The 14,432-nt window shown below is 69.8% G+C and carries 11 protein-coding genes; 7 read left to right on the top strand and 4 right to left on the bottom strand.

What is annotated here, in order from left to right; all coding sequences use genetic code 11:
- Positions 1-80: 80 nt before the first annotated feature.
- From OG758_RS16465 to OG758_RS16455, 3 genes are all read right to left on the bottom strand, one after another.
- On the bottom strand, positions 81-758 hold the full coding sequence (locus OG758_RS16465; protein WP_116508876.1) for a potassium channel family protein: 678 nt from the start codon (positions 756-758) through the stop codon (positions 81-83).
- A complete protein-coding gene (locus OG758_RS16460) occupies positions 758-1,429 on the bottom strand; it encodes a potassium channel family protein (RefSeq protein ID WP_116508874.1) in 672 nt (223 codons plus the stop codon). Before OG758_RS16460 ends, OG758_RS16465 begins: the two co-directional genes overlap by 1 nt.
- 169 nt (positions 1,430-1,598) lie before the next feature.
- Complete coding sequence (locus tag OG758_RS16455) at positions 1,599-2,855, bottom strand: acyltransferase family protein (RefSeq protein WP_326710714.1); 1,257 nt, start codon at positions 2,853-2,855, stop codon at positions 1,599-1,601.
- A 139-nt stretch (positions 2,856-2,994) separates the two neighbouring features.
- On the opposite strand from OG758_RS16455, the gene OG758_RS16450 reads away from it, so the two are divergent.
- The 7 genes from OG758_RS16450 (at position 2,995) to OG758_RS16425 (ending at position 12,578) form a co-directional block, all read left to right on the top strand.
- Entirely contained in the window at positions 2,995-3,366 is a 372-nt protein-coding gene (locus tag OG758_RS16450; RefSeq protein WP_326710713.1) for an ArsR/SmtB family transcription factor, read from the top strand.
- A gap of 26 nt (positions 3,367-3,392) precedes the next feature.
- A complete protein-coding gene (locus tag OG758_RS16445) occupies positions 3,393-4,127 on the top strand; it encodes a transglycosylase SLT domain-containing protein (RefSeq protein ID WP_326710712.1) in 735 nt (244 codons plus the stop codon).
- A gap of 123 nt (positions 4,128-4,250) precedes the next feature.
- Positions 4,251-6,299, top strand: a complete 2,049-nt coding sequence (locus OG758_RS16440; RefSeq protein ID WP_326710711.1) for an APC family permease — start codon at positions 4,251-4,253, stop codon at positions 6,297-6,299.
- Between the two features lie 112 nt (positions 6,300-6,411).
- Positions 6,412-7,743: a class I SAM-dependent RNA methyltransferase gene (locus OG758_RS16435; RefSeq protein ID WP_326710710.1), complete on the top strand. Its 1,332-nt coding sequence runs from the start codon at positions 6,412-6,414 to the stop codon at positions 7,741-7,743.
- Positions 7,744-8,293: 550 nt separating this feature from the next.
- On the top strand, positions 8,294-8,758 hold the full coding sequence (locus OG758_RS49060; protein WP_442810332.1) for a three-helix bundle dimerization domain-containing protein: 465 nt from the start codon (positions 8,294-8,296) through the stop codon (positions 8,756-8,758).
- Between the two features lie 6 nt (positions 8,759-8,764).
- Entirely contained in the window at positions 8,765-9,793 is a 1,029-nt protein-coding gene (locus OG758_RS16430) for a polyphosphate kinase 2 family protein (protein ID WP_326710709.1), read from the top strand.
- A gap of 64 nt (positions 9,794-9,857) precedes the next feature.
- Positions 9,858-12,578: a cation-translocating P-type ATPase gene (locus OG758_RS16425; protein ID WP_326710708.1), complete on the top strand. Its 2,721-nt coding sequence runs from the start codon at positions 9,858-9,860 to the stop codon at positions 12,576-12,578.
- A gap of 161 nt (positions 12,579-12,739) precedes the next feature.
- Here the strand turns inward: OG758_RS16425 and OG758_RS16420 are convergent, their stop codons facing one another.
- Positions 12,740-14,083: a diacylglycerol/lipid kinase family protein gene (locus OG758_RS16420; protein ID WP_326710707.1), complete on the bottom strand. Its 1,344-nt coding sequence runs from the start codon at positions 14,081-14,083 to the stop codon at positions 12,740-12,742.
- Positions 14,084-14,432: the final 349 nt, after the last annotated feature.

Below are 14,432 nucleotides of genomic sequence, written 5' to 3'. Positions count from 1 at the left end.
CACAGCCCCGCGCACCTAGAAGCAAAGAGGGCCCCGGAGTCTCGACTCCGGGGCCCCTCTTCGTAGCTACGGAAGAACCGTCAGCCCGCGACGTCCTCGCGGCGGACCGACAGCAGGTCCTCGAGCTGTTCCTCGCGGGCCTGGGCGGCCACGAACAGCAGCTCGTCGCCCGCCTCCAGCGAGTCCTCCTGGGACGGGGCCAGGACGCGGGTCCCGCGGATGATCGTCACCAGGGACGTGTCCTCGGGCCACTGGACGTCGCCCACGCGCGTGCCGGCCAGTGCCGACTCGGGCGGCAGCGTCAGCTCCACCAGGTTCGCGTCGCCGTGGCTGAAGCGCAGCAGGCGGACCAGGTCGCCCACGCTCACCGCCTCCTCGACGAGCGCGGACATGAGGCGCGGCGTGGAGACCGCGACATCGACGCCCCACGACTCGTTGAAGAGCCACTCGTTCTTCGGGTTGTTCACGCGGGCGACGACCCGCGGGACCCCGTACTCGGTCTTCGCGAGCAGCGAGACGACGAGGTTGACCTTGTCGTCGCCGGTGGCCGCGATGACCACGTTGCAGCGCTGGAGCGCCGCCTCGTCCAGGGACGTGATCTCACAGGCGTCGGCGAGCAGCCACTCCGCCTGCGGGACGCGCTCGACCGAGATGGCGGTCGGCGCCTTGTCGATGAGAAGGACCTCGTGCCCGTTCTCCAGGAGCTCACCGGCGATGGACCGGCCCACCGCGCCCGCTCCGGCAATGGCGACCCTCATCAGTGACCGCCCTCCTCTTCAGGACCCTCGGCGAACGCCGCTTCGACCTTCTCGACGTCGTCGGTGCGCATCATCACGTGCACCAGGTCGCCCTCCTGCAGGACCGTCTGCGACGTGGGCAGGATCGCCTCGCCGAGCCGGGTGACGAACGCGACCCGGACGCCGGTCTCCTCCTGGAGCCGGCTGATCTTGTGGCCCACCCACGCGACCGAGGCGTGCACCTCGGCGAGCTGGACACCCCCGGTAGGGTCGCGCCACAGCGGCTCGGCGCCGGACGGCAGGAGCCTGCGCAGCATCTGGTCCGCGGTCCACCGCACGGTCGCGACGGTCGGGATGCCCAGGCGCTGGTAGACCTCGGCGCGACGCGGGTCGTAGATACGGGCCGCGACGTTCTCGATGCCGAACATCTCGCGGGCCACGCGGGCGGCGATGATGTTCGAGTTGTCACCGCTGGAGACGGCCGCGAACGCGCCGGCCTCCTCGATCCCCGCCTCGCGCAGGGTGTCCTGGTCGAAGCCGACCCCGGTGACGCGGCGGCCGCCGAAGCCGGAGCCCAGGCGGCGGAACGCCGTGGGGTCCTGGTCGATGACCGCTACCGTGTGCCCCTGTTGCTCAAGGTTCTGGGCCAGGGCTGAACCCACCCGGCCGCACCCCATGATGACGATGTGCACCGGCCGCTACCCCGCACTCCCGGTCGCCCCGATGACCTGCGAAAACATCTCGCTCACTCTTCTCTCTCAGTCTGCCGGGCAACTAGAGGCAATCGCGTGCCGCGTTGCCCGGAGATGAGCTTAAGCCGCATGGCCTCCGTTGCCTGCATCCGCGTAGCCGGAAGCTCGATCAGCTTCGGCGCGCGCTTCCCCTGCCCGCGATCTCGGCCGCGTCCTGCCTGAAGGCCCACTTCATCTCCGGTTCCATCGCGAAGCGGAAGAGGCGTTGCACGGGCGGTGTGCACAGGCTGGTGATGAGAGCGGCGGCGGCCAGCGTGACGGTGATCTCGCCGAGCGGGGTGTGGAGCCACCGAAGGTCGTACCAGTCCCAGAAGCGGGAGCCCTTGGCGACGAACCCGTGCAGCAGGTAGCCGTACAGGGTGCCTGCGCCGAGTGCCGTGAACCACGTCTTGCGGCGCGGGACCCAGGCGAAGAAGCACGCGACGAGGACGACGGAGCAGCCGAACATGGCGAGTGTCATGACGGCGCCCGACCAGCCGGGGGCGCCGAGCTCCTGGGCGCTGTCACGGCGGTAGAACCAGGCGGCGTTCATGCGCGGGGCCGCCCAGTACGCGAACAGCAGGGCGGCCGCGAAGACGGGGACGGCCAGGATCCGCGCCTCGCGACGGCGTACGAGCTGGAAGTGCTCCGGCTTGAGGACGAGGCCGAGCACGAAGAAGGGGAGGAATTGCAGGACGCGCTGGAGGTCGAGGTCGTCGCCGATGTCGGGGGAGACGGCGGCGAGCACCGCGATGGCCAGCGCGAGCGGTACGGGCCAGCGGACGATCTTCCACAGTGGGGTGGTGAGCCGCCACACGAACAGCGCGATCAGGAACCAGGTCAGGTACCAGGGGTCGAGGAGGCTGATCGGGTACGTCGGGTCGTCGTTCGCCCAGCGCTTGAAGAAGGTGTACGCGACCTCGAAGATCACGTACGGCACGGCGACCCCGGTCACCAGGCGCTTGAGGCGTCCCGGGCTCGCGTCGAAGCTGCGCGAGAAGTAGCCGGAGATGACGATGAACGCCGGCATGTGGAAGGTGTAGACGGTGATGTAGAGGGCGGCCGCCGCCCGGCTGTCGCCGCGCAGGGGCTCCCAGGCGTGACCCATCGCGACGAGGACGATGGCCAGGTACTTGGCGTTGTCGAAGAACGCGTCGCGCGGCTTGGCGGGCTGCTTGTCCGGCTTCCCCGCGACCCCCTGCGGCCTGTCCGGCCTCTCCGCTGCTGCGCGCTGCTCGTCCGGCTTGTCCGCGGCCCGCGCGTGCGTCGCCGTCGGCGGCTTCTCCGGCGGGGGCGCAGCGGACACGGACGCGGGTTCCGGCGACGGTGCGGTGTGGTCACCCCGAGGTGTGACCGGCCGCTGCGCGGGGAGGTGGCTGCGGGACATCTCCCGCACCGTATCCACCCCTTCTCTCCCGCGTAAACCCGGACCACAGCGGCGTTACGGGCGTCACAGTGCCCACCTAGACTGGGGTCCTCCTTGGCCCGGTGAGCCGAAGCGGATGTGGAAGAGGACGACGACGGTGGTGACGCGCGTACGCGACTTCGATGACCGGCCCGCCTTCGACGACCCGCCCGCCGAGGTCATCGCGGAGGCGGCCGGCGCGTTCGGACTGCTCGCCTCCTCGGCCCGGCTGCACATCGTGTGGGCCCTCGCGCAGGGTGAGAGCGATGTCACAGGCCTCGCCGACCGCGTCGGCGGCGCGCTGCCCGCCGTGAGCCAGCACCTGACCAAGCTGAAGCTCGCCGGGCTCGTCCGGTCCCGGCGCGAAGGGCGCCGCCAGGTCTACTTCGTGGACGACCCGGACATCGTGGCCGTGGTGCGGCTGCTGGTCGGCCGGCTCGCCGAACGGGCCGACCCGAACCCGGCCCCCCGGCTCCGCGGGGCCGGGGCCTAGGGTCTTTCGCCAAAGGAGGCCGGGCGATGGCGGAGCGGGGCGGGCAGGCCAGGCGCAGGCCCTGGCTCTGGGGCGTGGTGCTGCTCGTCCTCCTGGTGGCCTGGGCGTGCGGGCGGTCGGGGGACACGGGCACGGACGGGACCGGTGGCGCCACGGGAGCTTCGGGGGCTACGAGGAAGCCGGATGCGTCCGCCCACCCCTCGCGAACGCCCACGACCCCCACGCCGAAGCCCAGCCCCAGCAGCCCCACCACCCCCTCAGGCAAGTACGACCCGGCGGCCTACGCCCCGCAGGTCCGGGCCCGCGCCGCCGAGGCCGGCGTCAGCCCGCGGCTCCTCATGGCGATCCTCTACAACGAGTCGTACAAACCTCACGACCCCGCCCTGGAACGCGCCTGGCAGCGCTACAAGCCGGGCGCCGCCTTCGGGATCGCCAACATGCACCGCGCCGCGTTCGACGAGACCAAGCGGGGCCGGGCCTTCGCGGGGCGCCGGTGGGAGGAGCTGCCCGACGACCGGGACCTCGCCGTGCGCGCGGCTGCCTGGTACCTCCACGACCTGGCGCGGCAACTGCCCGCGCACCCCTCGGGCCCGTACGACAAGGACGAGTTGCTCGCCCTCGGCTACAACGCGGGGGCGGGGAACATGCAGGCCTTCGCGCGCGGCGCGACGCCCGGCAGCCAGGCCGCCGACTATCTGTCCCGGCTGCGTTCGAACTGGGAAAAGGCGGGACGAGCCGTCGCCCGGACCGGTGGCGGCTGAGGCCGAAAGCCCTCGCCAGGACCGCCCGGCGTGAGGCCCGGTGCGAGGCCTTGTGTGAGGTTCCGGTGCGCTTGGGGGGTGGTGGGTGGGCGGCCCCCCGTTCGAACGCTTACGATCCTCTGCGTGTCCAAACTGACCGACGTGCCCAAACGGATCTTGATCGGGCGCGCTCTGCGCAGCGACCGGCTCGGAGAAACGCTCCTGCCGAAGCGCATCGCCCTCCCCGTTTTCGCCTCCGACCCGCTGTCCTCCGTGGCCTATGCGCCGGGAGAGGTGCTGCTGGTCCTCTCCATCGCGGGCGTGTCGGCGTACCACTTCAGCCCCTGGATCGCCGTCGCGGTCGTGGTGCTGATGTTCACCGTGGTCGCCTCCTACCGCCAGAACGTCCACGCGTACCCGAGCGGCGGCGGTGACTACGAGGTCGCGACCACGAACCTCGGCCCCAAGGCCGGCCTCACCGTCGCGAGCGCCCTCCTCGTCGACTACGTCCTCACCGTCGCCGTGTCGATCGCCTCCGGCATCGAGAACCTCGGCTCGGCGATCCCGTTCGTCGTCGAGCACAAGGTCCTGTGCGCCGTCCTGGTCATCGTCCTGCTCACGCTGATGAACCTGCGCGGCGTGAAGGAGTCCGGGAAGCTCTTCGCCATCCCGACCTACGTCTTCGTGGCCGGCGTCTTCATCATGATCGCGTGGGGCGCGTTCCGCGGGCTCGTCCTCGACGACACCATGAAGGCGCCCACCGCCGACTTCCACATCAAGGCCGAACACCAGGGCCTCGCGGGCTTCGCCCTCGTCTTCCTGCTGCTGCGCGCGTTCTCCTCCGGCTGTGCCGCGCTCACCGGTGTCGAGGCGATCAGCAACGGCGTACCGGCGTTCCGCAAGCCGAAGTCGAAGAACGCGGCGACCACGCTCGCGGCGATGGGCCTGCTGGCCGTCACCATGTTCTGCGGCATCATCGCCCTGGCCATGTCGACCAAGGTCCGCATGGCCGAGAACCCGGCGACCGACCTGATCCACAACGGCGTCGCGGTCGGCGAGAGCTACGTCCAGAACCCGGTGATCTCCCAGGTCGCCGAGGCCGTCTTCGGCAAGGGCAGCTTCCTCTTCATCATCCTCGCCGCGGCCACCGCCCTGGTCCTCTTCCTCGCGGCCAACACCGCGTACAACGGCTTCCCGCTCCTCGGCTCGATCCTCGCCCAGGACCGCTACCTGCCGCGGCAGCTGCACACCCGCGGCGACCGCCTCGCGTTCTCGAACGGCATCGTGCTCCTCGCCGGCGCCGCGGCGCTCCTCGTCGTCATCTACGGCGCCGACTCGACGCGCCTGATCCAGCTGTACATCGTCGGTGTGTTCGTCTCGTTCACGCTCAGCCAGACCGGCATGGTCCGGCACTGGAACCGCCATCTGCGCACCGAGAAGGACCAGGCAAAGCGCCGTCACATGGTCCGCTCGCGCGCCATCAACACCTTCGGCGCGTTCTTCACCGGCCTCGTGCTCGTCGTGGTCCTCGTCACGAAGTTCACGCACGGCGCCTGGGTCGCCCTCCTCGGCATGTGCATCTTCTACGCGACGATGACCGCGATCCGTAAGCACTACGACCGCGTGGCCGAGGAGATCCAGGCCCCCGAGACGCCGACCGACGACAGCGTCCGGCCGTCCCGCGTCCACTCGATCGTCCTCGTCTCCAAGATCCACCGCCCGACGCTGCGCGCCCTCGCCTATGCGAAGCTCATGCGCAGCGACACCCTCGAGGCGCTCAGCGTGAACGTCGACCCGGCCGAGACGAAGGCCCTGCGCGAGGAGTGGGAGCGGCGCGGCATCGACGTACCGCTCAAGGTCCTCGACTCGCCCTACCGCGAGATCACCCGGCCGATCATCGAGTACGTCAAGGGCCTGCGCCGCGAGTCGCCCCGCGACGCGGTCAGCGTGATCATCCCCGAGTACGTGGTCGGCCACTGGTACGAGCACCTGCTCCACAACCAGTCCGCCCTGCGCCTCAAGGGCCGCCTCCTGTTCACCCCCGGCATCATGGTCACCTCGGTGCCCTACCAGCTGGAGTCCTCCGAGGCCGCCAAGAAGCGGGCCCGCAGGCGCCAGGACTGGAACGCGCCGGGTGCCGTGCGCCGCGGCCCGGTCGAGAAGCGCCCGAAGGAGCCCTCCAACAAGGGCTGACCCCCTCGGCTGTCGTGTGGCGAGCGGCCGGACAACACCCACGTAGACTGGTGGGCTGTTGTCCGGCCGTTCGCCGTGTCCCTTGCTTTCTTACGTTGTGGAGTCCCCCGCCATGCAGGCAGAACCGAAGAAGTCGCTGGTCGGGGAGGAGTACGAGGTCGAGATCGGCCCCGTCGCCCATGGCGGCCACTGCATCGCCCGCACGGACGAGGGCCAGGTCCTGTTCGTCCGGCACGCGCTGCCCGGCGAGAAGGTCGTGGCCCGCGTCACGGACGGCGAGGAAGGCGCCCGCTTCCTGCGCGCCGACGCGGTCACCGTCATCGAGGCGTCCAAGGACCGCGTCGAGGCGCCCTGCCCGTACGCCGGCCCCGGCCGCTGCGGCGGCTGCGACTGGCAGCACGCCAAGCCGGGCGCGCAGCGCCGCCTCAAGGGCGAGGTCATCGCCGAGCAGCTCCAGCGCCTCGCGGGCCTCACGCCCGAGGAGGCCGGCTGGGACGGCACGGTCATGCCGGCCGAGGGCGACAAGCTCCCGGCGGGCGAGGTCCCGCAGTGGCGCACGCGCGTGCAGTACGCGGTCGACCCCGACACCGGGAAGGCCGGCCTGCGCCGCCACCGCTCGCACGAGGTCGAGCCGATCGAGCACTGCATGATCGCGGCGCCGGGCGTCTCCGAACTCGGCATCGAGAAGCGCGACTGGACGGGCATGGAGTCCATCGAGGCGATCGCGGCGACGGGCTCCCAGGACCGCCAGGTCATCCTGACCCCGCGCCCCGGCGCACGCCTGCCCCTGGTCGAACTCGACAAGCCGGTCTCCGTGCTGCGCGTCGACGAGAAGGACGGCGGCATCCACCGGGTCCACGGCCGCGGGTTCGTCCGCGAGCGCGCCGACGGCCGCACGCACCGCGTCGGCAGCGGCGGCTTCTGGCAGGTGCACCCGCAGGCGGCGGACACACTGGTCAAGGCCGTCATGCAGGGCCTGCTGCCCCGCAAGGGCGAGATGGCGCTCGACCTGTACTGCGGCGTCGGCCTCTTCGCCGGCGCGATCGCGGACCGCATCGGCGACCAGGGCGCGGTGCTCGGCATCGAGTCGGGCAAGCGCGCGGTGGAGGACGCCCGCCACAACCTGGCCGCGTTCGACCGCGTCCGCATCGAACAGGGCAAGGTCGAATCGGTCCTCCCGCGCACGGGCATCACCGAGGTCGACCTGATCGTCCTGGACCCGCCGCGCGCGGGCGCGGGCAAGAAGACGGTGGAGCACCTGGCGTCGCTCGGCGCCCGCCGCATCGCCTACGTGGCCTGCGACCCGGCGGCCCTGGCCCGCGACCTGGCGTACTTCCGCGACAGCGGCTACAAGGTCCGGATGCTGCGGGCGTTCGACCTGTTCCCGATGACGCACCACGTGGAGTGCGTGGCGATCCTTGAGCCGGTGAAGAAGGACGCCTGACCTGAGGTTTCCTGTTCCAGGTGGTTCGTTCGACCTGTTTCGCCCGCGGAACGGGTCGACTGGGCGCTCCGCCCATTCAGGCTGGCCTGACCTGCGGGTTCAGGGTGCGGCGAGGATCGCATGGGCGGCGGGGGCGAAGTCTCGTTCGTGATTCTTGACGCCCGGATGACGCTCGTCCCGCTGGTTTGAAGCGGGGCGTCGTTACCCAGCTGACGACGTGGAACACGGAGCGACCAAGTACGGAGCGACCAAGTGACGGCTTGTTCGGGACGCGTGGGCGCGGTCGCCGCCGGGGGACGACGAGACCGTTCCCACGTTCGGGAACCGGCTTCCTCCACGCGTCCGCGCACTACGTGAACAGTTCGGCGAGCAGCTCCAGGCGTCGCACACGCTCCCGCTCATTGGCCTCCGTCAGCAGGTTCCCCAGGCCCGTCGACTGGCTGCCTGGGACGAGTCCCCTCGATCAGCGGCCCGGCGGCTGTGCCGACACCTCCCTCCACGGCTTCCCGGCCCCGGACTCAGAGGGCGATCTTGCCCAGGCGAGCAGACAATGAGGACGAGGGACCCTCTCGCGGCTGCGGCGAGATGTGTGGTTCTACGGTCTGGAGGTCGGGGACATGGGGTGAGTACGGCCATGACGGTCGAAGAGCGGACTCCTCAAGTCGATGCATGCTTTCCCGCCGAGGGCTTGAGCCGCCGCCCCGGGCCGGTGGAGCGCGCCGATCCCGTAGGGCCGAACGTCTCCCCGCCCGGCTCGCAGGACGAAGTGGTGTCCATCCGAAACATGGCGGCGCAACTGAGGGCCGGCTACCCCTCGGCCGACGCGGTCACCGTTGAGGCGACGGTGAGGACCGCGTACGACTCGTTCCACGAGGCCAGGGTCAGAACTGCATCCCAATCCTGGTCGAACGCCGGTCCCAGAGGGAGCAAGTGCCGCCTGCCGCAGCGCTCCCGGTCAGGCCATCGACGGCAGGGTGGCACTCAAGACGCGCCGTGCTTGCCCCGGAAGGGCTGATGGGTGATGTCGGACGAGAGAGCGGAACGCATCGCGGATTTCATCGGGCCGCTACGGGTGAAACCGGGGTCGAAGGTGCGCCTGGACCGAGACTTCGATCCTCGCTACAAGGCCGGTCTGAAGAAGCGGGAGGGGGTCGAGCTGCTGCGGACCGGGGTGTCGCTGCTGGCCGAATACCAGGAGCGGCTGGCCGCCCAGGACACGTACGGCGTACTGCTCTGTCTCCAGGCACTCGACGCCGGAGGCAAGGACGGGACGATCCGCCACGTGATGAGCGGCGTCAATCCCCAGGGCGTACGGGTCAGCAGCTTCAAGGTGCCCTCCGCCGAGGAACTCGACCACGACTACCTCTGGCGCTACGCCCAGCGGCTGCCCACGCGCGGCGAGATCGCCATCTTCAATCGCTCGCACTACGAGGAGGTTCTCGTCGTGCGAGTCCACCCCGAGAACCTGGTCCGGCAGAAGCTGCCGGAGAAGGCCCGTGAGCCGGGCCTGTGGGACCGGCGCTACCGGGAGATCAACCGCTGGGAGCGCTACCTCACGGACAACGGGTTCAAAGTGGTGAAGATCTTCCTGAACCTTTCCAAGGAGGAGCAGCGCACCCGCTTCCTGAAGCGGATCGACGTGCCGGAGAAGAACTGGAAGTTCTCTGCGGCCGACGTCCGGGAGCGGCGCCGATGGGACGACTACCAGCACGCGTTCTCCGAAATGCTGTCGGCCACGAGTACGAAGTGGGCGCCGTGGTACGTCGTGCCGGCGGACCGGAAGTGGTTCGCGCGGATCTGCACGGCGGCGGTCCTCACGCACGCTCTGATGGACATCGATCCCCAGTACCCCGACGTGGGGGAAGAGGCGCGGAAGGATCTGCTCGTCACCAGACGGGAGCTGGAACAGGAAGCTCCCGCCGGCGCCCCGGCCGATCCGTACACCTCCCGGCATCCGTCGGCCGCTCAGGCCACTGGCCGGAGAGACAGGCCGACAGAAAGCAGGCGCGCGTCCGGCGCCGGGCGGCCGACGAAGAAGAAGCGCGGCTAGAACCTGTTCGACCGGCGCGCGACCGGCCCGGAGGCGTCCGGGGCGACGGATCGGAGGCAGAACGATGACGGTGCGGTCGGATTCCGTGGGGGAACGGCCCCGGGCTTCGAAGGACGGCTGGTACACGCGTGCTCCCGAGGAGGTCGTAGCTGCGTTCGGTGTCGATCCGGCGGTCGGCCTCTCCGCGGCACGGGCCGCGGAACTCCTCGCGGCGCACGGCCCGAACTCGCTGCCCGAGGAGAAGCGGACTCCGGCCTGGCGCCGGTTCCTCGGGCAGTACCGCAGTTACATGCAGATCGTCCTGGTGGCCGCGGCGATTGTCTCGCTGCTCATCAAGGAGTGGACCACTGCGATCCTGCTGATCGTCCTGACCCTGCTGAACGCGGTCGTGGGCCTGCGCCAGGAGGGCAAGGCCGAGAGCGCGATGAACGCGCTGCAGTCGATGATGAAGGCGACGGCGCGGGTACGCAGGGACGGGAGGGAGGCCGAGATCCCCGCCGAACAGCTTGTCGTCGGCGACATCGTGCTCATCGCCGCCGGGGACCAGGTGGCGGCCGACGGACGCATCATCGAGTCCAGTGCCCTGCAGATCGACGAGTCGGCGCTCACCGGCGAAAGCGTTCCCGCCGCGAAGGACACCGCTACGCTGCCGGGCCCCCGACCGGCACCCGGCGATCAGACGAATATGGCCTTCATGAACACCCCGGTCACCCACGGCAGCGGCGTACTCGTCGTCACTGCGACCGGCGTCGGAACCGAAGTCGGCAAGATCTCCGGGATGCTGTCGGCCACCGAGAAGGAGGTACCGCCGCTCACCAAGGAGCTCGACACCCTGACGCTGTGGATCACCGGGGCAGCGGGTCTGACCATGATCGTGATGTTCGCTCTGGGGCGGGGCCGGGACCAGGCTTGGGACGTCCTGTTCGTCAGTGCTGTCTCGCTGGCCATCGCCGCCATTCCCGAGGCCCTGCCGACCGTGACCCAGGCGATCCTGTCCGTCGGCAGCCTCAACCTGGCGAAGCGGAACGCCATCGTCAAAGAACTGCCGTCGGTCGAGACCCTGGCGTTCACGTCGGCGATCAACTCGGACAAGACCGGCACCCTGACGATGAACCAGATGACCGCCGTCGAAGTGGTGAGTCCCACCGACCGGTACACCGTCTCGGGCACAGGCTACGGACTCGACGGGAAGATCCACCATGCCGCAGGTTCCTCCGCGGGCATCGAGGACGCGATCCTGCCGTACGTGGTGGCCGGCGACGCGAAGCTGGTGGACGGCAAGGTGGTGGGCGATCCCACCGAGGGCGCGCTGCTGGTGCTCGCGCACAAGGCCGGGCTGGACATCGACGCCACCAGGGAGCGCCTGCCTCGGCTCGCCACACTGCCGTTCGACCCGGGCTACAAGCTGATGGCCACCTTCAACTCGGCGGTCGACACCGCCGGGCGGCAGGTCGTCCGATGCTTCGTCAAAGGCGCGGTCCCGGCGGTGGTGGCGCGGGCCGCCACCGCGCTCGCGGCGGGCGAGACCATCCCGTGGGACGCCGAACTTGCCACGCGTGCCGAGGCGCAGACCGAGCGGATGGGCGGCGAGGGGCGCCGGGTGATGGCCGCGGCCACCCGTGACCTGGATCCGGCCGGTTTCGATCCGGACGGGGACCTGCTCGCGTATGTCACCGAGCTGCGGATGACCAGTCTCGTCGGCATGGTCGATCCGCCCCGGGAGGAGGCCAAGGCCGCCGTGGCTGACGCCCAGGCGGGGCACATCCGGGTCCGCATGGTGACCGGTGACGACGTCACCACCGGTGCGGCGATCGCCCGGCAGCTCGGCATCCCCGGCGAGGCAATCCTCGGCGCCGATTTCGCCGCCATGAGCGAGGACGAGCAACTCGCCCGTATCGACGGCATCGGTGTGGTGGGGCGCGTCGCGCCGGAGCACAAGGTGCTGCTCGCCAACACGCTCAAGAAGCAGGGCGACGTCGTGGCGATGACCGGGGACGGCGTCAACGACGCGCCCGCCATCAAGGCCGCCGACATCGGTATCGCCATGGGCAGCGGCACGGACGTGGCGAAGAACGCCGGACGCATGATCCTCTCCGACGACAACTTCGCCACCATCGTCTACGCCGTGGAGCAGGGCCGGCGAATCTACGACAACCTCACGAAGTACATCCGATTCGTACTGCTCCTGCTGGTCACCTTCGTGCTGACCTTTCTCGGGGCCACCGTCTTCAATATCGCCGCCGGTGAGCCCTTCACCCCGCCGCAGGTCCTGTGGATCCACTTCGTGGTCAACGCCTCCTTCGGCTTCGCGCTCGGCTTCGACCGGGAGAGCCCCGGACTCATGCATCGCAGGCCGCGTCCGCGAGGGGAGTCCGTGCTCACCCGGCCCGTGCTGGTCACAGTCGGGCTGGGTGGGCTGGCGATCACCGTCATTCTGCTCGGACTGATCAAGCTCGGTCAGGCCCACTTCAACAGTGTCGGGACTGGTCAGTCGATCGCGTTCACCGCCTTCGCCCTCTGTCTGATCGTGGCCGCGTTCGAGTGCCGCAGCGAGACGGATTCGGTGCTGACCTCGTCCACCTTCGACAGCAAGCAGATGAACTGGGTGGCACTGGCCCAGTTCGTGCTCGCGGTACTGGTGACCCAGATGGACGGCTTCCGCCGCATCCTCGGGACGACCGAGATCAACGCGCGGCAGTTCGGCTGGGCGCTGCTGGCCAGCCTCGTGCTCCTGCTCCTGTGGGAACTGGGCAAGCTCCTGGCCCGTCGCTTGAGAGGCGCCTGACGCGTCGCCACTTCACCGCCCTCAGTACGGGCCTCTCCGTTCGCGACTCACAGCCTTCTGCTGCCTGCGCACCGGAGTGGTTGTCTCTCACCACCGCCGAACAGCCTGCTCAGCCCGGACCCGATACCGCTGCGCCTCCGCCCACGACACCAGCCGTTCGCTCAGGCGGCACCACGTCCTGCGGCGACCCGCCCCATCGTCAGCGCCAGACGCCGCACCCGCCGCCAGTCCATCGGCGGGGCACCGCGCGGCACGCCGGGCCGGTGCCGGGGCACGCGCACGCGCAGAGCGCCGGCCGCGAGGCGACAGTGCACCGGAGTGGGCAACATCAGCGCCTCGCCGTCGACACCTACCGGGATGACGGGAGCGTCGGCGTCGACGACGACCTCTCGTCGGGCGGTGGCCGCGGTCAGTCCGCGGCCCTGCCGGCCACGTAGCAGGAGCTCTGTCGCTTCGGCGGCGTTGCTGACGCTCACACACAGCACCCCCAACTCGCCGGAGTCCAGTCGCTCTCGGCGCCCCAGTCCGGCGGAGTCGCCCCTCTCATAGGGGTTGTTGCTCACCAGTACGGCCTGGGGACCGTCCATGGTCAGCGAACCGGCACGGACACTCAGCCGCGCGCCGTCGGCGTGTGTCAGCAGATCCGGCAGCATCTCCAGGATCGTGCGGGCCTTGTCGTCGCGATAGGCGGGACTCTGCACGACTTCCGCGTATACGCCGAACGAGGCGTTGTTGATGAAGACGCGCCCCGCGCTCAGGTCCGCAGGCGCTCCCGCATGGAGGTAGCCGAGGTCGATGCGCAGTTCGACGCCGTCGGTCAGTGCCTCCAGACACCTGGAGGGATCCTGCCGGTCCAGGCCCAGATCCTTGGCGAGGTGGTTGCGAGTGCCGGCGCTGATCACCATGAAGGGGATGTCGTGCTCTGCAGCCACACCGGCGACCGAGGCCTGCGTACCGTCACCACCCGCGACGCCGAGCAGATCGGCTCCACCCTGGACGGCTCGCCACGCCAGCTCGGCCACGTCCTGCCGCTGCGCCGGATCCAGCACGACGACCTCGGCACCAAGGGCTCTGGCCCGCTCCACCAGGTGGAACCTCTCGACCTTTCCGCCGCCCGAGAGCGGATTCATGATCAGGAATGGTCGCTTTGCCTGGCCGACGGAGCGCTCCGTCATTCTCGGGGATGTGTCTTCGACGAGTGCCGCCCTGCCTGCGGAAACGGCCAGCGCCCAGAGGCCGAGCGAGGCCAGCACGACCCACAGCAGTCCGGCAGCCGCGTACAGGAGCAGGACACCGAGCGGCGCGGCGACCACCAGCAGCGTGGCCAGCACCCTGATCCAGCCGGTGTGGGTGAGCATCCACCACCCGCCGGCCGTCGTGAGCGCCAGTCCTGCCCACCCCACCCCCATGAGCACGAGGCTCCCGAGTCCGGCGAAGACCACCAGCACCAGAAGTGCCGCTGCGCCCGCCGCCAAGGCCAGACGCGCGGTCCCGCGCCTGCTCATGGGGCACCTCCCGCCGCTCCACCGGCTGCCGGACAGAGGTCGTACTCGACCGAAGCCGGCAACTTCTGACGAGCTTCAAGACGAGCAACCACAGGGTCCTGCACCTGACTGAACTTGGGACATCTCCGAACCACCTTCCGGTGCTGTGCGGAGCCGATACACGCCGCCCGCTGCACACGGCAGCCCCCACGCATCATCGGTCCACTCCTCCACGGTAGGAGCGCCGGGGAAAGCACGCCCGCCGGGCCGATCAGGTCTTGATCCATGTCAAGGCTCGTTCACAGCCCTTTCAGCCCCGATCTCCCGAAGTGCAGCGGCCCACGTGATGATGTGAGGCATCGGGATGTCG

Source organism: Streptomyces sp. NBC_01474 (genome assembly GCF_035918215.1).
In the GTDB taxonomy this organism is placed as follows: Bacteria; Actinomycetota; Actinomycetes; order Streptomycetales; family Streptomycetaceae; genus Streptomyces; species Streptomyces aureus.
This window is presented reverse-complemented; position numbering and strand designations above follow the sequence as displayed.

Excerpts from the sequence above, each read along its gene's own strand:
- OG758_RS16465 (WP_116508876.1), bottom strand. The coding sequence starts at position 758 with ATGAGGGTCGCCATTGCCGGAGCGGGCGCGGTGGGCCGGTCCATCGCC.
- OG758_RS16455 (WP_326710714.1), bottom strand. The coding sequence starts at position 2,855 with ATGTCCCGCAGCCACCTCCCCGCGCAGCGGCCGGTCACACCTCGGGGT.
- OG758_RS16445 (WP_326710712.1), top strand. The coding sequence starts at position 3,393 with ATGGCGGAGCGGGGCGGGCAGGCCAGGCGCAGGCCCTGGCTCTGGGGC.
- OG758_RS16435 (WP_326710710.1), top strand. The coding sequence starts at position 6,412 with ATGCAGGCAGAACCGAAGAAGTCGCTGGTCGGGGAGGAGTACGAGGTC.
- OG758_RS49060 (WP_442810332.1), top strand. The coding sequence starts at position 8,294 with ATGAGGACGAGGGACCCTCTCGCGGCTGCGGCGAGATGTGTGGTTCTA.
- OG758_RS16430 (WP_326710709.1), top strand. The coding sequence starts at position 8,765 with ATGTCGGACGAGAGAGCGGAACGCATCGCGGATTTCATCGGGCCGCTA.
- OG758_RS16425 (WP_326710708.1), top strand. The coding sequence starts at position 9,858 with ATGACGGTGCGGTCGGATTCCGTGGGGGAACGGCCCCGGGCTTCGAAG.
- OG758_RS16420 (WP_326710707.1), bottom strand. The coding sequence starts at position 14,083 with ATGAGCAGGCGCGGGACCGCGCGTCTGGCCTTGGCGGCGGGCGCAGCG.